Genomic DNA, 22,185 nt, shown 5'->3' on the forward strand with positions numbered 1-22,185 from the left:
CGCCGACGCCGGAGGTTGAGCAAGCGAGCCCCAGCGAGCGCCGACGAAACCGCCGGGTCACGAGGAACGACGCGCTACCAACCACCCCGCCCAACGACGACGGGACCAACCGAACCGAGCAGCGCTCGGACGGTCAACTCACATCCCGCCGTTCTCCCGGCGGGTGCGCCAGCGGTTCTCCATGCGCTCCATGAACGAGCCCCGGTTGGCCGAGCGGCCGCGCGAGCGGCGGGTACGACGTCCGCCGTCGATGGAGGTGAAGCCCGAGGGGTGCGAGGCCATGCGGGGGTCGGCCGCGGCGGCCTGACGGCCGCGGACGGCGCCGAGCCCGACGACGGCCGAGCCGAGCATCAGCACGAAGCCGGCGATGCCGACGTACCACTGGGTCAGGACGCCGACGAAGAGCAACGCGATCCCGAGTGCGAACACGAAGCCGGCGACGACTGCGCGGCGCCGCGCGCTGTGCCGCAGAGCGGTACCGCGCAGCGTCGAGGCGAACTTGGGGTCCTCTTCGAGGAGGGCGCGCTCCATCTGCTCGAGAAGTCGCAGCTCCTGTTCGGAGAGTGCCACCGGAACCTCCCTGCGGGACGATGAAACCAACGCACGGGTCGTGCTTGTGGTCAGTCTAGGCAGGTGTCCCACAGACCGGTAGGACGGATCCGAAAATTCGTGGCCCGATCGGGTCAGGGCAGCAGGCTGGCCGGCCGGACCACCCCGGAGCCGAACCGGCGGGCCGCCCGGTCGACGGCCTGGTCGGCGTCGGACCAGCCGTGCTCGCGCTCCCCCAGCACGCCCTGACGCTCGACCCGCGCGCGCGGGACCAGGCCCTCCACCCGCACGCCGACCAGCCGGACGCCGACCCCGCGCAGCCTGAGGGCGTCGTGGAGGACGACGGCCGCGGCGTAGATCTCCTGGGTCACGTCGGTCGGCTCGGCCAGGGTCCGGCTGCGGGTGATCGTGCGGAAGTCGGAGAACCGGACCGTCAGGGTGACCGTGCGGCCGGCGACCTCGGCGGTGCGGAGCCGGCGCGCGACCTTCGCGGTGAGCCGGAGCACCTCGCGCAGCACGGTCTCCCGGTCGGCGCTGTCGCGCGCGAAGGTCTCCTGCGCACCCATGGAGCGGTCGGGCTCCCCGGCTCCCGAGCGGGCGCCGTAGCCGAAGACGCCGGTGGCGCGCGTGGTGAGCTCGCTGCGGTCGGTGCCGTGGGCCAGGGCGTGGAGGTGGGCCCCGAGGTGGCGCCCGACGCGCTGCTGGAGGACGGCGACGGGCAGCTCGGTGACGTCGGCGACGGTGACCAGGCCGAGTTCGTGCAGCCGGGCCCGGGTCTTCTCCCCGATGCCGTGGAGCTCGCCGACGTCGAGCGGCGCGAGGTAGCCGGCCACCTGGTCGGGTGGCAGCACCAGGACGCCGTCGGGCTTGGCCCGCCGGCTGGCGAGCTTGGCGACCGAGATCGTGGCCGCGATGCCGACCGAGCAGGTGATCCCCTGCTCGTCGCGGACCACGGCACGGACCCGCTCGGCGATCTCGACCGGCGTGCCCAGCCGGCGGGCCGCGCCGCGGACGTCGAGGAAGGCCTCGTCGGGCGAGACCGCCTCGACGAGCGGCGTGACGCGACGAAAGACCTCGAGCACCGCGGCCGACACCGTCGAGAAGGCGTCGTAGTCGGGCGCCAGGCGCACGGCCTGCGGGCACAGCCGCCTCGCCTGCGTGCCGCTCATGCCGGATCGCACCCCGTGGGCACGCGCCGGGTAGTTCGCCGCCAGGACGACGCCCCGGTGCCCGCCCCCCACGACGACCGGCTGGTCGCGCAGCTCGGGGCGCTCGCGCAGCATCACCGAGGCGTAGAACGCATCCATGTCGACGTGCAGGAGGGGGGTCGCCGTCACCGGACGGCACCTCGCGGCTCAGTGGGCGAGCAGGTGCAGCTGGGTCGCGAGGGGCAAGTACTCCGCGCGGCCGGCGACGGCGCGCTCGAGGTCGACCAGGGCGGCGCCGGCACCGGGCTCCAGGTCGAGCAGGGACCCGGGCACCAGGTCGGCGAAGACCCGCACCCCGTGGACGGAGTCGACGGTGATGCCGGCACCGTCGAGCAGCGCGGTGACCTCCTCCACCGTGAACCGTCGCCCGGTGCGGCCCCGCACCGCCGGCGTGCCGGCCACGGGGGGCTCCACGGCGTCGAGGAGCGCGGCGGCCTGGGCGAAGTGCCCGGCCATCGCTCGCGCGATGACGGCGGCGTGCCGCTGGGCGACCAGCAGCGAGAGCCGACCGCCCGGCCGCAGGACCTCGCGGATCGCCCCGAGCGCCGCGGCCGGACCCGGCACGACCTCGAGGACGCCGTGGCACAGCACCAGGTCGGCGCTGCCGGTCCCGACGGCGGCAGGCAGGTCGGAGAGGTCACCCTGGCGGCCGTCCACCTCCACACCGCGCTCCCGCGCCCGCCGGCCGAGCGCGGCGAGCGCGTCGGGGCTGGGGTCGACGACGGTGACGCGGTGGCCGAGCCCGGCGATGCGGACGGCCGAGCCGCCGGTGCCGCCGCCGATGTCGAGCACGTCGAGCGGCCCGCCGTCCAGGAGGGGCTCGAGGTCGTCCCAGACCACCGCGGTGCGAGGCGCGACGGTGGGGGTACGACGTTCGCTCGCGGACATGCCCCGAACCCTAGCGGGCTGGCGGGGTCGGACTGGGCTGGCACGACGACCTCGGTTCCTCGAACACCTGTTCGAACCAACCTATCACGCAGCCCAGATGTCCTGCGCCCACTCGGGGTGGTCGATGAAGGGGTTCCGGTTGCCCTGGAAGTCGGCCTGGATCAGGTCGTTGCGGCGCAGCTCGGACGCGCTGGGCGGGTCCTCGGCGTTCCACTCGAGCAGGACCGACAGCCGGCCGTGGTTCGGGGCCGAGCCGTTGCCGACCTCGTCGTTGACCTCGAGGTCGGGGTGGCCGTCGCCACCCTCGTAGCGCACCGACATGTAGAGGATCATCCGCGCCACGTCGCCCTTGTCCTCGTCGCGCGGCTCCCAGGAGTCGGAGTCGGAGAAGTTGCCGGGCGCCTCGTCGTTCTCGGTGCCGCCCTCGTCGAAGTCGAGGTTGCCGCGGTCGGAGTTGACCGTGACGTCGGTGGGCCGCAGGTGGTGGATGTCGGTGCCGGGACCAGTGGCGGTGCCGAAGTCGCCGTGCGACTTGGCCCAGACGTGCTCGCGGTTCCACTGGTCGACGCCACCGCCGTTGTCGGAGGCCGGGACGGAGGTGCCCTGGTAGAGCAGGACGACGCGGGCGGGGTCGGCCGGGTCCTGGTCGGTGACCTTGAGGGCGTCCCACACCTGGCTGTAGCTCAGCCGGGTGACGTCGGTCGAGATGATCTCGTGCAGGGCCGCCTCGAGCGCGGGGCCGGTCCTGCCGAGCGCGGGCTCCCAGTAGGTGTCGTCGTAGGCGTCGGTGCCGCCGCTCGCGGCGACGGCCGGTGCGGCCTGGGCCGGGGGTCCGCCCGGGTCGGCGGGGACGGCCTGCGCCGGGACGACGACGACGAGCGGGAGGGCCAGGGGCAGGGCGAGCAGGGCGGTGGCCGCGGTGCGGCGGAGGGAGCCGAGGGTCATGCCACGACCCTGACGAGTCGGCGCGGCCCGGTCGACCAGGGAAACCCTTGCAGCAGGTTCAGGAGACGTGGCGGACGAGCTGCTCGTGCAGCGGCGCGTGCGGGACCAGCCCGAGGGCCTGCTCGACGACGGCGAGGAACCGGTCGGCGTCGCGGACGAGGTCGTCGGCCTCGCGCTCGCTGACCGCCCGGGTGGAGCCGGCCTCGGCGGCCGCACGCTTGGAGGCGCCGGCGGCGAAGAACGAGGCCCACTCCCCCAGCTCGGGGGCGACGTCGGCGAGCAGGACCCACGCGTTCTTCTGCGGACGCCGCCGGGTCGTCGCCACCGGCCGGGCCCGGGCGGCGAGCAGCGCCGCGGCGGCCCGCAGTGCCGCGACGTGCGCGCAGGCGTAGCGCGTGGGGACCTCGGTGGTCGCGATGGCCTCGCTGAGCGACTCGGCGGCGCGGATGAGGTACGAGTGCGTGGTGGCCGGGAGCATCATCGGGCGCTCTCCTGGGTCGAGGGGTGCCCCGGCGGGACCGGGGGTCGAGGTCGGCCCCGCCGGAGGATCGAACACGTGTTCGAACAGGAGGAACGCTACACCCGCCCACCGACAAGCGATCAGGATCGGAGCGGCGACCCGTCCTCCGCGCTCCCGCGCCGGCCCGCCGGCACGACGTTCGCCGCCGTCCCCGGGCGGTAGAGGTTGACCACGACCAGGGCCTCGAGCACCAGGCCCAGCACGCCGCCGACGACCGCGGCGAGCGGCGGGGAGGACGAGGTCAGCGCCGAGACCGTGCCCAGCCCGACCAGGCCGACGGTGACCGCGAGCGAGTGCCGCGCCCAGGGGTGCCCGCCCACCACGAGGGCCAGCTGGACCAGCAGCAGGCAGGACACGGTGCCGGCCAGCACCACCGCGACCGGTGCGAACGACGGCGGCACGCGGGTGTCGTCGGCGGAGGTGCCCGCGGCGCCGAGGGCCCGCACCAGGTCGTCCTCGAAGACGACGGTCAACGCGGCCAGCACCGTCGCGAGCGCGACGAGGGCCCAGACCAGCTGCACCACCCGGGTGACCGAGGTCGGTCGCTGCGTCATGCTCCCTCGTCTCCTGTCGGACTCGTGCCGGTCTCGGTCTCGGTGCCGGTCTCGGTGCCGGACGTGGTCTCGTCGTGGTGTCGGTCGGTGCGTTTACAGTCGGGCCCGTGTCCAGCGACCCGACCTCCGAGCCGTCCCGGGCCGGCGAGCACCCCTCCGTGAGCCGCTTCCGCGCCGAGCACGCGCGGCTCGGGGGCACCGGTGAGATCGTCATTCTGCCCGACTCCGTGCACACCGCCGTACTGGCGGCCCAGGCGCTCGGCTGCGAGCCCGGGGCGATCGCCAACAGCCTCCTCTTCGACGCCGGCGGCGCGCCGGTCCTGATCCTGACCTCGGGGGCCCACCGGGTCGACCAGGCGCTGGTGGCCGAGCGGATCGGCGTGGAGCGGCTGCGGCGCGCCACACCGGAGTTCGTCCGCGCGCACACCGGCCAGGTCATCGGCGGCGTCTCGCCGCTGGCCCACCCGGCCCCGGTGCCCACCTACCTCGACCCCTGGCTCGCGCGGCACTCCGTCGTGTGGGCGGCGGCCGGGCACCCCGCGGCGGTCTTCTCCACGACCCACGACGAGCTGCTGGCCCTGACCGGGGCCACCCTCGTCGAGGTCGAGTGAGCGGGGACCGGTCGTCGTGGACTCCCTGGCACTGACCTTCTCGAGCGGGTGGGCGAGCGGGGTGAACGCCTACCTCGTCGTCCTGGTGCTCGGCATCGGCCACCGGGTCGGCGGCGTCGACGACGGGCCCGACGCGCTCGCCCGGTGGGACGTCCTGGCGGTCGCGGGCTTCCTCTACGCCTTCGAGTTCGTCGCCGACAAGATCCCCTACATCGACTCCACGTGGGACGCGATCTCCACCGTCATCCGCCCCACGGCCGGCGCCGTGATCGGCCTGCTCCTCGCCGGAGACGCCGACTCGGTGACCCAGGCGGTCAACGCCACGGTCGGCGGCGGCGCCGCCCTGGCCTCGCACGTCGTCAAGGCCGGCAGCCGGCTCGCCATCAACTCCTCGCCGGAGCCGGTCACCAACGTGACCGCCAGCGTCACCGAGGACGTCGTCGTGCTCGTCCTGGTCGCCCTCGCGATCCAGCACCCGGTGGCGGCCGCCTCGATCGCCGCCGTCCTGCTGGTGCTCGGGCTGGGCGTGCTGGTCCTGGCGATCAAGGTCGTGCGCCGCGGGTGGCGACGCATGCGCGCGCGGCGCGCCCGCACGTCCGCCTCCCCCGGGGCGCCGCCGGGCCCGCCGTCCCCGTGGACCTGAGCGACGCCGCCGTCCGGGCGGCGGTGACCGCGCGCCTGCAGCGCCACCACGCCGGCCGGCCCGTCGTCCTCGGCCCCGGCGTCCTCGCCGCCCACACGCCGGCGGTCGCCCGTCACGCCGCCCTCGGCTCGCCGGTCCTGGTGCTCTCGACCGGCCGGGGCGCCGGCCCGGTGCCCGACGACGGCACCTGCCGCGTCGTCGACGTCCGGCTCCCACCGACCTGCTCGGTGACCGAGGAGGTCCGGCTCCTCGACCGGGTCAGCCACCACCTGCCGGCCGACGTCGTCGCGGAGGTCGAGGCGTTCGACCCGGAGCGGCGCGCGGTCTGGTTCACCTCACCGTTCGTGACCAGCGACGAGCCGCTGCTGGGACGCACCACGCTCGGCGGCCGGCCGGCGTCGTTCCTCGCCCTCGAGGACAAGCTGCGCGCCGACGCCGTCTGGGACGCCGCCGGCGTCGCCCGGGCGCCGCACCGGGTGGTGGCGCTCGACGCGGGGCCGGCCGCGCTCGACGCGGCAGCCGGTGCCCTGGCCGGGCCGCTCGGCACGGTGTGGAGCGGCGATGCCCGCGACGGACCCAACGGCGCCGGCAACTTCGTCCGCTGGGTCGTCGACGAGCGCGACCGCGCTGCGACGTTCGCGTTCTTCGCGCCGCGCTGCGACCGGGTGCGGGTGGCGCCCTTCCTCGACGGCGTGCCGTGCTCGATCCACGCGATGGTGCTGCCCGACGGCACGGCCGCCTTCCGCCCGGTCGAGCTGGCGACCCTGCGCGACCCGGTGCGACGCCGCTTCGTCCACGGCGGCCTGTCGAGCTGGTGGGACCCACCGGAGGCCGACCGCGAGGAGATGCGCGACGCCGTGCGCCGGGTCGGGGCGCACCTGGCCGAGGCCCACGGCTACCGCGGCGCCTTCGGCGTCGACGGCGTGCTGACCGCCGACGGGTTCCGCCCCACCGAGCTCAACCCGAGGATGTCGGCCGGGCTCACCACGCTCGCCCGGGTCGACCGCGACCTCCTCGCCGCCCTCCAGGAGCACCTCCTCGCCGGCCTCGACACCGGACTCACCGTCGCCGACGTCGAGACGCTGGTGCCCCTGATGGACGCCGGCCGCACCGGCCGCGCGGGCGCCGTCGGCGAGGGCGTCCGGGTCGGCGGCACGCTCTCCACCCCCGTCACGGTGCGCGGGGGCCGGTTGGTGGCCGACCCGGCCGGCACCGCGACCCTCGAGGCGGCCGACACCCCCGCCGGCCTCCTCGCCCGGCTCGACGCGGGAGACCTCCTCGCGGTCGGGCAGCGCCTGGCGCCGCTCGCCGCCGCGCTGCTGGCCCACCTCGACGAGACCTACGGCACGGCGTTCGGTCCGCTCGTCCCCGCACCCGACCTCCGCACCGGCGCGTCGTAGGCGGCGCGCTCGGCGGCGTCCGGCGGCTGCCACCACCGCTCGTAGTCGACGAGCTGCTCGCGGCTGATCACGACGGCGCCCGGCTCGGCGTTGCGCGCCGCCACCCGGCGCCAGCGCTCGGCGAGCGGGACGTCGAGCACGCGCAGCTCGACGTCCGCACCGATCGCCCGCGCCTGCTCGCGGAGCCGGCGACGCTCGACGCGGCTCCACAGCCCGAAGTCGACGACGACGGTGAGACCCAGCTCGGCCAGGCGCAGCCCGTGGCGCCACTGCAGCCGCTCGAACCGGTCACGGCGCCGCGCGTCGTGCGGGTCGATGCCGAGCGGGACGAGCCACTCGTCCGGGCAGAGGTGGACGGCGTCGAGCTCGGCGACGAGGGCGCGCGCCAGCGTCGTCTTGCCGGCGCCGGGCATGCCGCAGACCAGCACGATGCGTCCCATCGCCCCACCGTAGGGTTCGGCGCATGCGGGTGGTGGTGGTCGGGGGCGGGTACGGCGGCCTGGCCGTCTCGGTCCGCCTCGCCAAGCTCGGTCACGACGTGACCCTGGTCGAGGCCGCCGACCGGCTCGGCGGCGCGCTGACCACGGTCGAGTCCGACGGCTTCACGTGGGACGCCGGCCCGTGGGCGTTGCAGGTGCCCGCCGTGGTGCGCGACCTGTTCCGCAAGAGCGGCCGGGCGCTGGAGCGCGAGCTCGGCTCGGACCTGACGCCGCTCGAGGTGGTGCGCGAGCACCGGTTCGCCGACCACAGCGTGCTGCGGCTGCCCAGCGGCGCCCGGCGCCAGGCCGACGCGTTCGAGGCCCTCGGTCCGGGGCTCGGCGCCGACTGGGACGCCTACGTGTCCCCGTACGCGGAGGTGTGGGACGTGCTGCGCCGCCACTACTTCGAGGAGCCGTGGACGCCGGCGGCCCTGCCCCGGGAGGTCGCCGCCCTCCTCGACAGCCGCACCCACCTGCACAAGCGGCTGCGCAAGGCCTTCCGCGACGACCGGCCCGCGATGGTGGCCGGGCACCCGTTCGTCGCCGACGGCCACGACCTGCGCAACGTGCCGGCCTGGGCCGGCGTCGTCACCCACCTGGAGCAGCTCTTCGGCACCTGGACGGTGCCGGCGCGCGACGGTGGCCTGGCGCGGCTGCGCGACCTGCTCGTCGCGCGGCTGGCGACCCGCGGGGTGACGGTGCTGCTCGACACCCCGGTGACGGACCTGGTCGTGCGCGGGGGACGGGTCGCGGGCGTGGCCACCGCCACCCCCAGCGCCACCGGCGAGCTCGCCGCCGACGCCGTGGTGTGCGCGGTCGACCCGCGGCGGCTGCCCGCCCTGGCGCCGCACGTCGCCCGCACGATGCCGGCGATGCCACCGGTCATCGCCCACGTCGGGGTCGAGGGCGACCTCGACGACCTCCCCCACGAGACCGTGCTGCACGGCGACCCGATGGTCGTCGTCCGGCCCGGCGGCCGCGCCCCGGAGGGCCACGCCGCGCTGACCGTGCACGGCCGCGGCCGCCTCGCCGAGGACCTCCTCACCGTGCTGGCGCGCCACGGCACCGACCTGCGGCAGCGGGTCGTCGCCCGCGTCGACCGGACGCCGTACGAGACCGTGCAGGCGTGGGGCGGCTCGCCGCACGGCGTGCTCTGGCAGGGCCGCGGCACCGTCCGGCGGCGCCTCGGCCCGACGACCCCGGTGCCCGGCGTCTACGCCGTCGGCGCCCACGCGACACCCGGCTCGGGACTGGCCTACGTCGGGCTGGGCGCGGCGCTGGTCGCGACCGTCATCGGTCCCGCCTGAGCGCGGGGACGGGTCTCAGCCCAGCTCCCAGACGACCGTGACGGCGGCGGTGAGGTCCTCCTCGCCGCCCTCGAGGCCCACGGGGGTCTTCGCGCTCGCCAGCCGGGCGTCGGCGGCACCGCCCCGGGCGCCACCGCGCGCGGCACCTTCGGCGACGGAGACCACGCTGCCGAGGCCGGCCCCGGCCAGCTCGGCGAGGTGCTCGGCGGTGGCCCGGGCGTCGGCGAAGGCGCGCTCACGGGCGGTGCGGTGGTCCTCCTCGCTCGGCACGGCGGCCGGCGAGACGCCGTCGAGGCTGATCCGGTCGCCGACCTCGTCGGCCAGCGCCTGGACGAGCGCGGCGGCCGCGTCGAGGCTGGCGGCGCGGATGCTGAGCGCGTGCCGCGCCTCGTGGCCGACGCGGCGCCCCTGGTCGTCGGTGGTCTGCCAGATGTCGAGGCTCTGGGTCGCGACGGCGCCGGCGTCGGCGGGGTCGACGTGGCGGCGGGCCACCTCGACGACGGCGGCGCGCGCCGACTCGGCACCGGCCAGGGCCCCCACCAGCGTCGCGGCGCGGTGCGTGGCGGTCACCCGGACGACGGCGACCGAGCGCGGGAGGGCGACCCGACCGGAGCCGGTGGTGGTGGTGGTGCGGGCGGCGAGCATGCCCCCGACCGTACCGTCAGACGGTGATCTGGAGCCGCTCGAAGATCTCCAGCGTGGCCCGCGAGAAGTTCAGCGTGTAGAAGTGCAGTCCCGGCGCCCCGCCGGCGAGGAGCTCGTCGCAGAGCTCGGCGGCGATGGCGATGCCCTCGGCGCGGACGGCGGCCGGGTCGTCGTGGGCGGCGATGCGGGCGACGAGGTCGGCCGGCACCTCGGCACCGATCAGCTCGCCCTGGCGGCGGATCGCGGCGACGTTGAGGATCGGCATGATGCCCGGCAGGATCGGGATGTCGACGCCACGGGCGCGGACCCGGTCGACCAGGTCGAAGTAGTCCTGGGCGCGGAAGAACATCTGGGTCACCGCGAACTCCGCACCGGCCTCGGCCTTGGCCACCAGCACGTCGGCGTCGGCGTCGCGGGACGCGGCGTTCGGGTGGCCCTCGGGGAAGGCCGCCACGCCGACCCGGAAGTCGCCGCGCGAGCGCGCCAGCTCGACCAGGTCGCGGGCGTAGTCGAGACCGCCCTCGGTCGGGGTCCAGTCCGCGCGGGGGCCGTCGGGCGGGTCGCCGCGCAGCGCCATCAGGTGGTGCACGCCCGCCTCGGCGTAGGTGTCGAGGATCGACTCGAGCTCGTCGCGGGTGTGGCCGACGCAGGTGAGGTGCGCGACCGGCGTCAACGACGTCTCGCGGGCGATCCGGCCGGTGATCTCCACCGTCGTGTCGCGGGTGGCACCGCCGGCGCCGTAGGTGACCGAGACGAAGGTCGGCCGGTAGGGCTCCAGTGCCTGGATCGCGCGCCACAGGCGCTCGGTCCCGGCCTCGTCGCGCGGCGGGAAGAACTCGAAGGAGATCGACCGCTCGCCGTCGCGCAGGAGCTCGCCGATGCTGCGTCCGCGACCCGTTGCCATGCCGGGAATCGTAGAGCTCTAGTGTCGTGGCGTGGTCATCGGCGACGGTTCCTGGGACGACGCACGGTTCCGTTCCGGGCTCGACGCGAGCCTCTCGGCGTTCCTCGACGCGCAGGCCGAGCGGCTGGTGCCGCTGGGTGCCGACGCCGAGCGCCTGGTCGCGGAGGCCCGCACCGCGGTGGCCGGCGGGAAGAAGTTCCGGGCGGCGTTCTGCCACTGGGGGTTCCGGGCCGTGGAGCCCGACGTGTCCGACGAGGCCGCGCTGCTGCGCGCCTGCGGCTCGCTCGAGCTGCTGCACGCGAGCGCCCTGGCCCACGACGACCTGATGGACGCCTCCGACACCCGCCGCGGCCGGCCCGCCACCCACCGTGCGTTCGAGGGGCAGCACCGCGGGGCCGGGTGGCGTGGCGACGCCGAGCAGTACGGCGCCGCCGCGGCGATCCTGCTCGGCGACCTGCTCCTGGGCTGGTCCGACGAGCTGCTGCGCCGCTGCGGCTTCGGCTGGGACCGCGTCGGGCCCGCGCTCGAGGTGTTCGACCTGTGCCGCACCGAGGTCATCGCCGGGCAGTTCCTCGACGTGTCGGTGCAGGCCCGCGGCCGCGCCGACGTCCAGGCCGCCATGACCGTGCTGCGCTACAAGTCGGCCAAGTACTCGATCGAGCGGCCGCTGCACGTCGGGGCCGCGCTCGCCGGCGCCGGTCCCGAGACCCTGACCGCGCTGTCGGCGTTCGGCCTCCCGCTCGGCGAGGCGTTCCAGCTGCGCGACGACCTGCTCGGCGTCTTCGGCGACCCGGCGACCACCGGCAAGCCGGCCGGCGACGACCTCGTCGAGGGCAAGCGCACCGTGCTGGTCGCACTCGCCCTCGACGCCGCTCCCCCGGCCGACGCCGCGCTGCTCGACCGGTCGCTGGGCTCGCCCCTGACACCGGCCGAGGTCCAGCGCCTGCGCGAGATCATCGCCGCCAGCGGCGCGCACGCCCAGGTCGAGGACGTGATCACCGAGCTCGCCACGATCGCCGTCACCGGCCTCGACGCCGCGGCCCTCGATCCCGGCGCCACCGAGGTCCTGCGCGGCCTGGCCGAGGCCGTCACCCAACGGGTGCTCTGAGCCGCCGGCGCAGCACGCGGCACCGACCGGTGCCGTCCGGGGCCGGTCAGTCGAGGGTCGGGAGCCCGGTCTCGGGGCCGGGACCGCGCAGCAGCACGGTCAGCGACGAGCCGAGCAGGTCGACGGCGATCGAGAAGACCCGAGGCTCGGCGCGGGCCAGGACCGACCAGGTGTCCCACAGGAGCACCTGGTGGGCGGGCAGGTCGGTGAGGCAGTCGGCGAGGGCGTCGAGGTTGCGGCCGTAGTGGTCGGGCAGGTCGAGGGCCTCGGCCAGGGCGTCGTGCAGCTCGGGCACCGACTCGATCCGGGCGCCCTCGAGGTGCGCGAAGCGCCACCCGGCCTCCTCGACCGGCTCGCGGACCCGGCCCGGCGGCCAGTTCGAGACCCAGTGGTAGGCCCCGGACGGCGTCCGGCCGGCCAGGATCGCGGCGAGTCCGCTCACCGGCTGATCCGCTCGAACGAGGCGTAGTGGTCGGCGGTCCAGTACAGCTCGCCGTCGGCGCCGGCGACGATCCGGCGCGCCCCCCGGTCGTCCTCGCCGGGCGTGGGCACCGTGAACTCCTCGTAGTAGCCGCGCTCGCGGTCGGGCAGCAGGCCCTCGAAGTTGCCGAAGGTGCCGCCGTCCTGGTCGTAGGGGTAGGGCCCGCCGGCGTCGATCAGCCCGACCACCTCGGCCGCCTCGGGCGGCAGGTCGGCCAGCGCCACGGTGCCGTCGTCTCGCGCCGGGGCGGCCGGGGCGGCCGGGTCGGTCGCGATCGGGGTGGCACCGGAGTTGCCGGTCGGCGTGCCGGGGTCGCCGCCGTTGATCGCCCAGATCCCGACGGCCACCACGAGGACGACCACGAGGGACAGCAGGCTCGACCGGGCGGGCCCGCCGGATCGTGACGTGGCCACTACGTCGTCACGTCTAGAAGGCCAGTGCCTGGGCGCGACGCTTGACCTCGGTGCCCCGGTTCTCGCGCAGCGCGTCGATCGCGCGGCCCGGGAAGTCCTGGTCGAGGAAGAGCCACGCGATGCACTCGCGGTCGTCGTAGCGGTTGTCGTGCATGACCGTCAGCAGGCCGGAGAGCCCCTTGACGGGCAGCCCGTCCTGGATCAGGTCGGCCGGCAGCTTGACGCCGCCGCCGGCCACCGGGACCGCCGCGGCCAGCTGGTGCTCGCGGACCATGGTCCGCACCTTGGCGGGCGTCACGTCGAGGCGACGGGCCGCCTCGGCCCAGTCGATCCAGTCGTCGACGAGCGCGGCCAGGTCGGCCTCGGCCAGGGAGGGGGTGCTCATCGCACCATGTTCCCACGTCGCCCCCACCCGGACGGTGCCGACCGCGCCACGCCGGTCCTCGGGTGACGGGCCACCCGGACCCGTCAACCGTAGGATGGCGGCCTCCGGCACCTTCCCCTGCCGGACAGGAGGGTCGACGTGGCGACTGACGCGAACGGCGCCGGCACGCCGTCGGCGAGCCCGCGCGGGCGCCTGCTCGACGGCCGCTACCTCATCGGCCCGCGGATCGCCCGGGGCGGGATGGCCAGCGTCCACGAGGCGCACGACGTCCGCCTCGACCGCACCGTGGCGGTCAAGATCATGCACGCGGGGCTCTCGGACTCCGACAGCGACCACGACTTCGCCGACCGCTTCGTGCGCGAGGCCCGCGCCGCCGCCCGGCTCTCGCACCCGAACGTCGTCGCGGTCTACGACCAGGGCGACGACGACGGCACGGTGTTCCTCGCGATGGAGCTGGTCAGCGGCCACACCCTGCGCGACACGATCGCCAAGGAGAGCCCGATGCCGCCGGCGCGGGCGCTGGCGCTCATCGAGCCGGTGCTCTCCGCGCTCGCCGCCGCCCACCGCGCCGGGCTGATCCACCGCGACGTGAAGCCCGAGAACGTCCTGATCTCCGACGAGCAGTCCGGCGGCCAGGTCAAGGTCGCCGACTTCGGTCTCGCGAAGGCGATCAGCGCCGACACCCAGCACACCGCCACGCAGGGCGTGCTCATCGGCACCGTGTCCTACCTGGCGCCCGAGCTGGTCGTCGAGGGCCGCGCCGACGCGCGCGCCGACGTCTACGCCGCCGGCGTGATGCTCTACGAGCTGCTCACCGGCGAGAAGCCGCACGAGGGCGAGACCCCGATCGCGGTGGCCTACAAGCACGTGCACCACGACGTGCCGCCGCCGTCGGCCCTGGTGCCCGGGATCCCGCCGTACGTCGACGCGCTGGTCGCCCGGGCCACCGCCCGCGACCGGGCGCTGCGGCCCGCGGACGCCGGCGTCCTGCTGCACCAGGTGCACCGGGTCTCCCACGCCCTGGACCGCGGCGTCCGCGACGACCCCGAGCTCACCCTCGACCTGGCCCCGCACCTGCTGACCCGCGAGCGCGACGACCTCGACAGCGACGCCGCGCTGTTCGCCGACCAGCGGCTGCCCCGCGACCACCCCGAGCCGACGACCACGCTGCCGGTCCTCGGCGCGCCGACGACGCGGCCCGTGCCGCTCCCCCCGCGGATCGACCAGCGCGTCGACCAGCGCGTCGACCAGCGGCCGCCGCAGGCGCAGCCGTCCGGCCCGCCCCCGCGGCACCAGCCCCCGCGGGTCGGTCCCACGGGGTCCGGCCCGGCCGGCCGGTCCCGCCGCTCGCGCCGGGGCCCGGTGCTGCTCGTCGTGGCCCTCGTGCTGGCGCTCGCGGTCGGTGGCGGCGCGTTCTGGTACGGCTGGGCGCGCTACACCGCCGCCCCCACCGTCGTCGGGGAGTCCCGGGCGGTCGCGATCGCGGCCGTCGAGGACGCCGACCTCCAGATCGCCTTCGCCGAGCCCGTCTACGACTCCGACGTCCCGGAGGGCGCCGTCGTCTCCGCCGACCCGGCGGGCGGCGCCCAGGTGCTGCCCGGCGACGTCGTCACCGTCACCCTCTCGCTCGGCAAGCTGATCGTCCCTGAGGTCCGCGACCTCACCGAGGACGCCGCCCAGGACGAGCTGATGGCCGTGCAGCTCGAGGTGGGCGAGAGCATCGGCCGGTACTCCGAGACGGTCGCGGCCGACTCCGTGCTCGGCACCGTCCCGAAGGCCGGGGCCGAGCTCTCCAGCGGCGACACCGTGCAGATCGTGGTGAGCCTCGGCCGGCGTCCGATCAAGGTCGGCAGCTGGGTCGGCAAGACGCTCGAGGAGGCCACCGCGGCCCTCGAACGCCGCAACCTCGTCCTCCAGACCACCGAGGCGTTCGACGCCGAGGTCCCCCAGGGCACGATCATCTCCCAGGACCCGGCGCCGGGCAGCACGCGGTTCCGCGACGAGGTCGTCTCCCTCGTGGTCTCGAAGGGCCCGGAGATGGTCGAGGTCCCGCGGGTGAACCTGTTCGGCGTCGAGGCGGCCGAGCAGGCGCTGCGCGACGCCGGCCTGGTGCCGCAGCGCTCCGAGGAGGACGACTACTACGGCCTCGGGTTCGTCGTGCGCACCGACCCGGAGGCCGGCACCTCGGTCCCCAAGGGCAGCACGGTCACGATCTACGTCGTCTGAGTCTTCGCCGTCCGGGCGCCGTCCCGGACGGCGGCGCCGAGGTCACGGCCGGGTAACGCTCCGCCCCCACGGGTTGCCGCGGCACCCGTGCCGGTTGTCAGATGTGCCGATGCCCACCAGCGACCTCGACGAGTCGTGGTCGCCGGACCACACCGGCCGCGGCACCGCGGCCGACCCGGGCCGGGCGGCGGCCGCCGGCGTCGAGGTCCGGTGCGAGGGCGTCGTCCACCTCTACCGCACCTTCGCCGGTCACGACGTCGTCGCCCTGCGCGGGATCGACCTGAGGATCGGGGCCGGGGAGCGGGTCGCGTTCCTCGGGCCGTCCGGCTGCGGCAAGTCGACGCTGCTGACCCTGCTCGGCGGCATCCAGCGCCCGAGCGCCGGACGGATCTTCCTCGACGACGAGGAGATCTCCCGGCTCGGTGAGCGGCGCCTGACCCGGGTCCGTTCGCGGCTCGTCAGCACCGTGCTCCAGGGAGCCACGCGCAACCTGCTGCCCTACGCGACCGCGCGGCAGAACCTCGCCTTCGCCCGGCTGGGCACCGGCGCCCGCGACGACCGGCGCGACCTCCCCCGCCCCGAGGAGCTGCTCGACGTCGTCGGGCTGGCCGACCAGCGCGACCAGACGGTGCGGACCATGTCGGGCGGACAGCGGCAGCGTCTCGCCCTGGCCTGCGCGGTCGCGACCGGGCCGCGTCTGTTGCTCGCCGACGAGCCGACCAGCGCGCTCGGGCACGACGACCGCGACGCGGTCGTCGCGCTGCTGCACCGGATCGGCGCCGACCTGGGCACCACCGTGGTCGTGGTCACCCACGAGGCCGAGGTCGCGGCGACCTTCCCGCGCACCGTCACCATGAAGGGCGGGCGGATCGGGGCCGAGGGTCACGCCGGGTCGGAGTACGTCGTGATCGGCGACGAGGGGCTGGTGCACCTCCCGGCCGAGCTGGTCGACCTGTGGCCGGCCGGCACCCTGGTGCGGATCGAGCAGCACGCCGACGAGCGCTCCCTGGTCATCACCCGCGAGGACCGGACCGGCGAGGTCACCCCGTGATCGACCTCTCGGGCGTCGGCTACGAGGCCGGCGGCGCCGTCGTCCTCGCCGACGTCGACCTCCGGTTCGAGGCCGGGCGGATGACCGCCCTGTCCGGGTCGAGCGGCTCGGGCAAGACCACGCTGCTCTCCGTCGCCGGCGGCCTGCTCGAGCCCACGGTCGGTACCGCGACCCTCGACGGCGAGCCGACCTGGCGCGGCACCGGTGACCCGCGGCCCGACGTCGCCCTCGTCCTGCAGGTCTACGGGCTGGTGCCGGTGCTGTCGGCCCGGGAGAACGTCTCGGTGGCGCTGCGGGCCCGGGGAACCACCCCCGCGGAGGCCGACGAGCGGGCCGACGCGGCACTGGCCGCGCTGCACGTCGCCGACCTCGGCAACCGTCAGGTCGAGGAGCTGTCGGGCGGCCAGCTCCAGCGGGTGGCGATCGCGCGCGCCCTGGTCGTGCACGCGCGCGTGCTCCTGGCCGACGAGCCCACCAGCGAGCTCGACGCGACGACCCGGGGCCGGGTGATGGCGCTGCTGCGCGCCGAGGCGGACGCCGGGGCGGTCGTGGTCGTCGCGAGCCACGACCCCGACGTCGTCGAGCTCTGCGACGCGCACCACCGGATGGCCGAGGGCAGGCTCGTCCGCCCTCGGCACCGGGCCGGCTGAGGCCGGTGGTCCGTGCCCTGCGCGCCGTCCGGGCCCACGGCGGCGCCCTGACCCTGCTCGCCGTCACGTCCGCGGCGCTCGTGGCCGCGGTGGTCCTCGCCGTCCTGGCCACCGGGCCCGACGGGCGACCCGCCACCGTTCTCCCGCTGCTGCTGCTCGGCCTGGTCGTCGTGCCCGTGCCGACCGTCGAGCTGGCTCGGAGCCGCCGGGCCGAGGTGACGCTCGTGCGGGTGCGCGGCGCAGCACCCGGCCGCGTCCTCGGTGCGGTGGCCGGGCCGGCCGCCGCCGCCGTCGTCGTCGGCGCGGTCACCGGAACCGTCGGCGCCCTCGCCGGTGCCGCCGTGGTCCGGGAGCGGTGGGACCTCCCTGCCTCCCCGGGCGCGACGCCGTGGGCCTGGGGCGGCGTGGCCGCCGGCGTGGCCCTGCTCACCGCCGTGGCCTGCAGTGCGGCCGTGGCTCGGGAACCGCTGGCCACGGCCCTGGTCCGGCCGGGCTGGCGGCGTGCCGCGGGGGTCGTCGACGTCGTCGCCGGGGTCGCGCTGCTCGTGGCGGTCGGCGTCGTCGTCCAGCAGTCCCTGGCCGGGGCACCCGGGGCCGGCGACGCGCCCCCCGGCGGCGCCGTGGTGCTCGCGGGCTCCGCCGTGCTGGGTGTCGCGGCCGGGCACGCGCTCGTGGTCGGTCTGAGCACGCTCGTGCCGGCCCTCGCGGCCGGCGGCCGGTCGAGCGCCGTCCTGCTCGCCCTGCGCCGGGTCGTGTCGGGCGACCAGCGGGCGCGGACCCGGGCGGTCGTGGCCGCCGGCGTGGTCGCGGTGGCGGCCCTCACCGCGACCACCGCCGCCGGCGGCTGGGCCGACCGGACGGCGCGGCTCGACCTCGGTGGCCCGGTCCGGGTCGCCCTCGACGACACCGACGCGCTCTCGGCGCTGCTGCTCACCCGCGACCTCGACCCGGAGGGCCGCTGGCTGATGGCCGCCGCCTTCGACGACTCGCGCACCGAGGCCGAGCTCCGGATCGCCTGGCTCGACCTGGCCCGCTACGAGCGGGTCTCCGGCGACTTCCTCGCCGGTGCCGGGGCCGACGTCGGCCCGGGGACCGGGGCGCTGCGGGCCGCACCCGCGGTCGTGCCCGTCACCGGGGACGCCGTGACCGTCGCGCGCGTCGACCCCGCGCGCGCGGTCACCGTCTCGCTGACGCTCCTCACCGCCGACGCCGGTCTCGACACCGCCACCGTCGCCCTCGGGGCCGGGGAGGCCGTCGGCACCGTCGCGGTGTCCTCGTGCGCGCGGGCCTGCGTCGTCGTCGGCCTCGCCGCGACCGCCCCGGTGGAGGTGAGCGGCCTGGGTCTCGGCACGACCGACCTCCTCGCCGCTGCCTGGACCAGGGCCGAGCCGAGCGGCGGGCCGACCGACGGGACCGTCGACGGGCCGGCCGGGAGCAGCCTCACCCTCGACCCCAGCGCTCCCCTGGCCCCCTCCGCTGCCACCGCGCCGATCCCGGTCCTGACCGCCGGACGCCCCGCCTGGCCCGACGCCGGACCCGCCGTGCCCGGGATCGGCGGCGGTTCCCGGCCGGCCACCGCCACCGGCGACCGCACCGCACTGCCGCTGGTGGGCGCGGCCGGTCTGCTCGCCGACCTCCCGACCGCGCTCGCCGGGGCCGTCGACTCGGTCTCCGGCGTCCAGGTGCTCGTGCTCGCGCGGGCCGACACCCCCGCCGACGTCCTGGCCGGCCTGCGCGACGCCGGCGGCGTGCCGGTGGGCTTCGGCGGCGGCGACGCCGCGCTGGAGGGGCCGTGGGCCGCCGAGCGGCACGCCCGGTCGGTCGTGGCGGTCGGCGCCGGGGCCCTCGGCCTGCTGGTGCTCCTGGCCGGTCGGCGCCGCCGGAGCCTCGCCACCCGCCGCGACGAGGCCGTCCTCCGGCTGGTCGGCGTCCCCCGGCACGAGCGCCGCCGCGCCGACGTCCTCGAGACCGGCGTCCTCGCGGGGACGACGCTCCTCGCCACCGCCGCAGCGGGCTGCCTCGCGGCGGTGACCGTCGTCGCCGCGACCGAGCTGGTCCCGACGGGCGTGACCCGGCCGCCGCTCGGCCCCACCGTCGAGCCGTGGGTCCTCCTCCTCGGTGCCCTCGGCACGGCGGCCGCCGCCGCGCTCGGCGGCGTGCTCGTCCGGGTCGGCACGGCCCGGCACAGCGATCCCGCCCGCCTGCTCGAGGAGGGGTCGTGACGATCCTCGCGACCGTGCTGCGCGGGCTGCGCTCGCGGGCCCTGCTGTCGGTGACGAGCCTGGCGATGATGGTGCTCGGCGTGGCCGGAGCGGTGCTCGGCCCCGCCTTCCAGCAGGCCTCGACGACGTCGTACACGCTCACCCGGCTCGCCGACGCGGCGCCGCCGCTGACCGGGCTGACCTTCGAGGTGGGCGCCGGACGGACCGGCGACCTCGACGAGCTGGTCGCCGCCGGCGTGGCCGCGGTCGAGCGCGAGCTGCCCGACCTCTACGAGTCGCCGGTCGTGATCGTGATGTCCCGGCCGATCGCCGGGCCCGCCGACGTCACCTACCTGGCGCGGGACGACGTCTGCTCCGTCCTCGACGTCCAGGGTCGGTGCCCGCAGCAGCCCGACGAGGTGCTGGTCAACGAGGACGACCTCGGCTCGCTGGCCGTCGGCGACCGCATCGAGGCGCCGCTCCTCGGCCGCCCCCGCGTCGTCGGGACCTACACGACCCCCGACGACTCGGAGCACTGGCTGCTCCCGACCCTGTTGTCCTCGCGTCCCGAGTCCAGCAGCGGCGCGCCGGCGCCGGGGCCGTTCATCGTCACCGACGACGTGCTCGCCGGGCTCCCCCGCCGGCTGTGGGCGCCCCGGCTCGAGAGCCGGCTCCGGGTGCCCGACTCCCTCACCGACGACGAGCTCGACTCGCTGGTCGCGACCACCGAGCGGCTCCGGGCCGTCGAGGTGGACCTGGACGGCGGCGGCACCGTGGTCGGCACGTCGACGGTCAACGACCTGCGGTCGGTCCTCGTCGACGTCCGCTCCCAGCGTGCCGCGGCCCGGTCCGCGGTCGCCCCCGCCGCGGTCTCGCTGGTGCTGGTCGCGCTGGCGATCATCCTGCGCCTGCAGACCGCTGCCGCCGAGCGACGCGGCCACGAGCTCGCCCTGGCAGCGTTGCGCGGGGTCGGCCGACGACGGTCCTGGCTGCTCGGCCTGGCCGAACCGTGGCTCCTGGTCCTGCTCAGCGCTCCGTTCGGCGTCCTCGTCGGCCACGCCGCCACGGTGGCGCTGGCCCGGTCGTCGTTGCGCGACGGCCTGGTCGTGAGCCTGCCGACCGCGTCGGTCGTGAACGCGGTCGCCGTCACCCTCGTCGTCGCGACCGTCACCGCGGCCGCCGTGGGGCAGGGGATGCAGGAGACGCTCGGCGCCCGCCTGGCGGGGGTACGACGCCCGGGTGGCGGGCGTGGGTGGGCCGGGCTCGTGGTGGAGGCGGTCGTCGTCGCGCTGGCCGCCGCGCTGGTCCTCGCCCGCCTCGGCGCCGGCAGCGACGGCCTCGGCGCCACCGACCTGCTGCTGCCGGTGGTCCTCGCGGTCGCCGCGGGGCTGCTGGCCACCCGCGGCACCGTCGCGGTCGCCCGCTGGTGGACCGAGCGGTTCGGCGACCGGCCGCTGTCGGCCTTCGTCGCGGGCCGGGCGATCGCCCGCCGCTCCCAGGGCACCCTGGTGATCCTCCCGGTGACGGCCGCCATCGCGATCTCGGTCTTCGCGATCGGGGTCGACTCGGCCGCCGGGCGCTGGCGCGACAGCGTGGCCAGCACCCGCTCGCCCGCCGGCGAGGTCTGGGCCTCGCCCCTCGACGCCGTCGCGACCCTGCGGCTGACCCGCGCGATCGACGCCGACGGCCGGTGGACCATGACCGCCGCCGCCGTGAGCATCCCCGAGACCGGCCCGATCGTCCTGGTCGACTCCGAGCGGCTGGGCCGGGTCGGCCGCTGGTCGCCGCAGTGGCTCGCCGACGGCGGCGACGCGGCCGAGGCCGCCGACCTGGTGCGCCCGCCGGCCCCGCTACCCGTCCTCACCGGACGGCGCGTGGAGCTCACGGTCGAGACCGCCGCACCGGTGACGCTCAAGCTCGACGTCCGCACCGCGACCGGCACGGAGTTCCTGCGGGTGGGCCCCTTCGAGCCCGGCACGTCGTCCGTCGCGGCGGCCGCGGCAGGGTGTGCGGCGGGCTGCGAGCTGCGCGCGGTCTCCCTGGAGGGCGGCACCGGCCCGGCCCGGGTCTCCGCCCTGGCCACGGACGTCGGCGACCCCCGGTTCCTCGATGCCGGCTGGACCCGCGTCGAGGGCGGCGGCTCCGCGATCGAGGACGGCGTCCTGGTGCTGGAGCCGGGCGCCCCGGTGGTGCCCGCCGCGGTCGGGTCCCCGATGCGCGCGGTCCTGGGCCGCGACGCCGACGCCACCGTCGTCGACGGCTCCGGGGACGGGCCCTCGATCGCGGTCGCCTCCGGCACCATCCCGGTCGAGGTCACCGCGCGGGCCGAGAGCCTTCCCCTGACCGGTCCGGCCGGCATCATGCTCGACCTCACGACGTTCCTCGCCCACGAGGAGCCGGCCACGGCCCTGGTGGAGCCGGTCGTGCTCGCCCGGGCCGACGCGCCCGCGTCGGTGACCGACGCCCTCGGGGCGGCCGGGCTGACCCGCGCGGGCGGCGTGGGCGACACGCGGCGCGCGCTCGACGAGACGGCGTACGCCCAGGCCCTCCGCCTCTACGTCGTGGTCGGGGCGTCGGTGCTGCTGATGGCCCTCGGCGGCCTCCTCGTCTCCACGCTGGTCCAGCTGCCCGACCGGCGCCGCGACGCCGCGGCGCTGCGCGTGGTCGGGGTGCGCCGCCGCACCGTCGTGCTCGCCGCGTGGTGGGAGTCGTCCGTCGTCCTGGGAGCGGCGACGCTCGCGGGGCTCGCCGCGGGACTGCTGGCGCAGGTGGTCCTGCTGCGCTCGATCACCCTCGGGCTCGTCGAGGACCGCGCGACGCCGCGGGTCCTGGCCGACACCGACGGGCACCGTCTCGTGCTGCTCGCCGGCGGCGTCGTCGTGGTGCTGACGCTGGTGGCCGTGCTCGCCTCGGTCGCCGTCGTGCGCCGCGCCCGGGCCGCGACCCTGCGCGAGGACGCCCGGTAGCGTCCGGCCCGAAAACCGCGCGACCGGTGTCGGCGCCGGGTGGGAGGATCT

Annotated in this window: 22 protein-coding genes; 10 read left to right on the forward strand and 12 right to left on the reverse strand. The window is 76.5% G+C overall.

The features are described from left to right. Positions 1 to 138: 138 nt before the first annotated feature. From FE634_RS13250 to FE634_RS13275, 6 genes are all read right to left on the reverse strand, one after another. Positions 139 to 570 (reverse strand): DUF3040 domain-containing protein, encoded by a 432-nt coding sequence (locus FE634_RS13250; RefSeq protein WP_137292730.1) that lies wholly within the window; start codon positions 568 to 570, stop codon positions 139 to 141. A 113-nt stretch (positions 571 to 683) separates the two neighbouring features. Continuing rightward, entirely contained in the window at positions 684 to 1,886 is a 1,203-nt protein-coding gene (dinB, locus tag FE634_RS13255; RefSeq protein WP_262347417.1) for a DNA polymerase IV, read from the reverse strand. Between the two features lie 18 nt (positions 1,887 to 1,904). Continuing rightward, a complete protein-coding gene (locus FE634_RS13260; protein WP_148240674.1) occupies positions 1,905 to 2,645 on the reverse strand; it encodes a methyltransferase domain-containing protein in 741 nt (246 codons plus the stop codon). Positions 2,646 to 2,729: 84 nt separating this feature from the next. Continuing rightward, the gene (locus FE634_RS13265; RefSeq protein ID WP_148240675.1) at positions 2,730 to 3,590 is read right to left on the reverse strand and encodes an endonuclease I family protein; all 861 of its coding nucleotides are present in this window, start codon (positions 3,588 to 3,590) and stop codon (positions 2,730 to 2,732) included. Between the two features lie 58 nt (positions 3,591 to 3,648). Further along, a complete protein-coding gene (locus FE634_RS13270) occupies positions 3,649 to 4,071 on the reverse strand; it encodes an SAV_6107 family HEPN domain-containing protein (protein ID WP_137292733.1) in 423 nt (140 codons plus the stop codon). Positions 4,072 to 4,190: 119 nt separating this feature from the next. After that, a complete protein-coding gene (locus FE634_RS13275; protein ID WP_148240676.1) occupies positions 4,191 to 4,664 on the reverse strand; it encodes a hypothetical protein in 474 nt (157 codons plus the stop codon). 107 nt (positions 4,665 to 4,771) lie between these two features. Here FE634_RS13275 and FE634_RS13280 point away from each other — a divergent pair, with 107 nt between their 5' ends. Genes FE634_RS13280 through FE634_RS13290 form a run of 3 tightly spaced genes read left to right on the forward strand, consistent with a single transcriptional unit; the run spans position 4,772 to position 7,318 of the window. After that, complete coding sequence (locus FE634_RS13280; protein ID WP_137292735.1) at positions 4,772 to 5,275, forward strand: YbaK/EbsC family protein; 504 nt, start codon at positions 4,772 to 4,774, stop codon at positions 5,273 to 5,275. Positions 5,276 to 5,291: 16 nt separating this feature from the next. Beyond that, positions 5,292 to 5,918: a DUF4126 domain-containing protein gene (locus FE634_RS13285; RefSeq protein WP_148240677.1), complete on the forward strand. Its 627-nt coding sequence runs from the start codon at positions 5,292 to 5,294 to the stop codon at positions 5,916 to 5,918. After that, complete coding sequence (locus FE634_RS13290) at positions 5,909 to 7,318, forward strand: hypothetical protein (protein WP_148240678.1); 1,410 nt, start codon at positions 5,909 to 5,911, stop codon at positions 7,316 to 7,318. The genes FE634_RS13285 and FE634_RS13290 overlap by 10 nt, the downstream gene beginning before the upstream one ends. Here FE634_RS13290 and FE634_RS13295 read toward each other — a convergent pair. Then, positions 7,258 to 7,758 (reverse strand): AAA family ATPase, encoded by a 501-nt coding sequence (locus tag FE634_RS13295; RefSeq protein WP_137292738.1) that lies wholly within the window; start codon positions 7,756 to 7,758, stop codon positions 7,258 to 7,260. The two genes, FE634_RS13290 and FE634_RS13295, sit on opposite strands and share 61 nt — an antisense overlap. Before the next feature lie 23 nt (positions 7,759 to 7,781). Between FE634_RS13295 and FE634_RS13300 the strand changes: the two genes are divergently transcribed. Next, on the forward strand, positions 7,782 to 9,104 hold the full coding sequence (locus FE634_RS13300; protein ID WP_137292739.1) for a phytoene desaturase family protein: 1,323 nt from the start codon (positions 7,782 to 7,784) through the stop codon (positions 9,102 to 9,104). A 15-nt stretch (positions 9,105 to 9,119) separates the two neighbouring features. On the opposite strand, the gene FE634_RS13305 is transcribed toward FE634_RS13300, so the two are convergent. After that, on the reverse strand, positions 9,120 to 9,749 hold the full coding sequence (locus FE634_RS13305; protein WP_138876163.1) for an SIMPL domain-containing protein: 630 nt from the start codon (positions 9,747 to 9,749) through the stop codon (positions 9,120 to 9,122). A 16-nt stretch (positions 9,750 to 9,765) separates the two neighbouring features. Beyond that, positions 9,766 to 10,653: a methylenetetrahydrofolate reductase [NAD(P)H] gene (metF, locus tag FE634_RS13310; RefSeq protein ID WP_137292741.1), complete on the reverse strand. Its 888-nt coding sequence runs from the start codon at positions 10,651 to 10,653 to the stop codon at positions 9,766 to 9,768. A gap of 31 nt (positions 10,654 to 10,684) precedes the next feature. On the opposite strand from metF, the gene FE634_RS13315 reads away from it, so the two are divergent. Then, entirely contained in the window at positions 10,685 to 11,761 is a 1,077-nt protein-coding gene (locus FE634_RS13315; RefSeq protein WP_137292742.1) for a polyprenyl synthetase family protein, read from the forward strand. A gap of 46 nt (positions 11,762 to 11,807) precedes the next feature. Here the strand turns inward: FE634_RS13315 and FE634_RS13320 are convergent, their stop codons facing one another. Genes FE634_RS13320 through FE634_RS13330 form a run of 3 tightly spaced genes read right to left on the reverse strand, consistent with a single transcriptional unit; the run spans position 11,808 to position 13,040 of the window. After that, the gene (locus FE634_RS13320; protein ID WP_170981471.1) at positions 11,808 to 12,203 is read right to left on the reverse strand and encodes a barstar family protein; all 396 of its coding nucleotides are present in this window, start codon (positions 12,201 to 12,203) and stop codon (positions 11,808 to 11,810) included. Then, positions 12,200 to 12,655, reverse strand: coding sequence for a guanyl-specific ribonuclease (locus FE634_RS13325; RefSeq protein ID WP_137292744.1), 456 nt, complete (start codon positions 12,653 to 12,655; stop codon positions 12,200 to 12,202). Before FE634_RS13325 ends, FE634_RS13320 begins: the two co-directional genes overlap by 4 nt. A gap of 13 nt (positions 12,656 to 12,668) precedes the next feature. After that, on the reverse strand, positions 12,669 to 13,040 hold the full coding sequence (locus FE634_RS13330; protein WP_137292745.1) for an Rv2175c family DNA-binding protein: 372 nt from the start codon (positions 13,038 to 13,040) through the stop codon (positions 12,669 to 12,671). Between the two features lie 138 nt (positions 13,041 to 13,178). On the opposite strand from FE634_RS13330, the gene FE634_RS13335 reads away from it, so the two are divergent. The 5 genes from FE634_RS13335 to FE634_RS13355 all read left to right on the forward strand — a co-directional run bounded on the left by FE634_RS13335 (position 13,179) and on the right by FE634_RS13355 (position 22,134). Next, complete coding sequence (locus tag FE634_RS13335) at positions 13,179 to 15,266, forward strand: PASTA domain-containing protein (protein ID WP_246060565.1); 2,088 nt, start codon at positions 13,179 to 13,181, stop codon at positions 15,264 to 15,266. 109 nt (positions 15,267 to 15,375) lie between these two features. Beyond that, positions 15,376 to 16,317 (forward strand): ABC transporter ATP-binding protein, encoded by a 942-nt coding sequence (locus FE634_RS13340; RefSeq protein ID WP_137292746.1) that lies wholly within the window; start codon positions 15,376 to 15,378, stop codon positions 16,315 to 16,317. Then, positions 16,314 to 16,967, forward strand: a complete 654-nt coding sequence (locus FE634_RS13345) for an ABC transporter ATP-binding protein (protein ID WP_138876165.1) — start codon at positions 16,314 to 16,316, stop codon at positions 16,965 to 16,967. Before FE634_RS13340 ends, FE634_RS13345 begins: the two co-directional genes overlap by 4 nt. Before the next feature lie 5 nt (positions 16,968 to 16,972). Continuing rightward, entirely contained in the window at positions 16,973 to 19,189 is a 2,217-nt protein-coding gene (locus FE634_RS13350) for a hypothetical protein (RefSeq protein WP_138876166.1), read from the forward strand. Beyond that, on the forward strand, positions 19,186 to 22,134 hold the full coding sequence (locus FE634_RS13355) for an FtsX-like permease family protein (protein WP_138876167.1): 2,949 nt from the start codon (positions 19,186 to 19,188) through the stop codon (positions 22,132 to 22,134). The genes FE634_RS13350 and FE634_RS13355 overlap by 4 nt, the downstream gene beginning before the upstream one ends. The last annotated feature ends 51 nt before the right edge of the window (positions 22,135 to 22,185 follow it).

Origin of the sequence: Nocardioides sp. S-1144, assembly GCF_005954645.2 — a bacterium.
GTDB lineage: Bacteria > Actinomycetota > Actinomycetes > Propionibacteriales > Nocardioidaceae > Nocardioides > Nocardioides dongxiaopingii.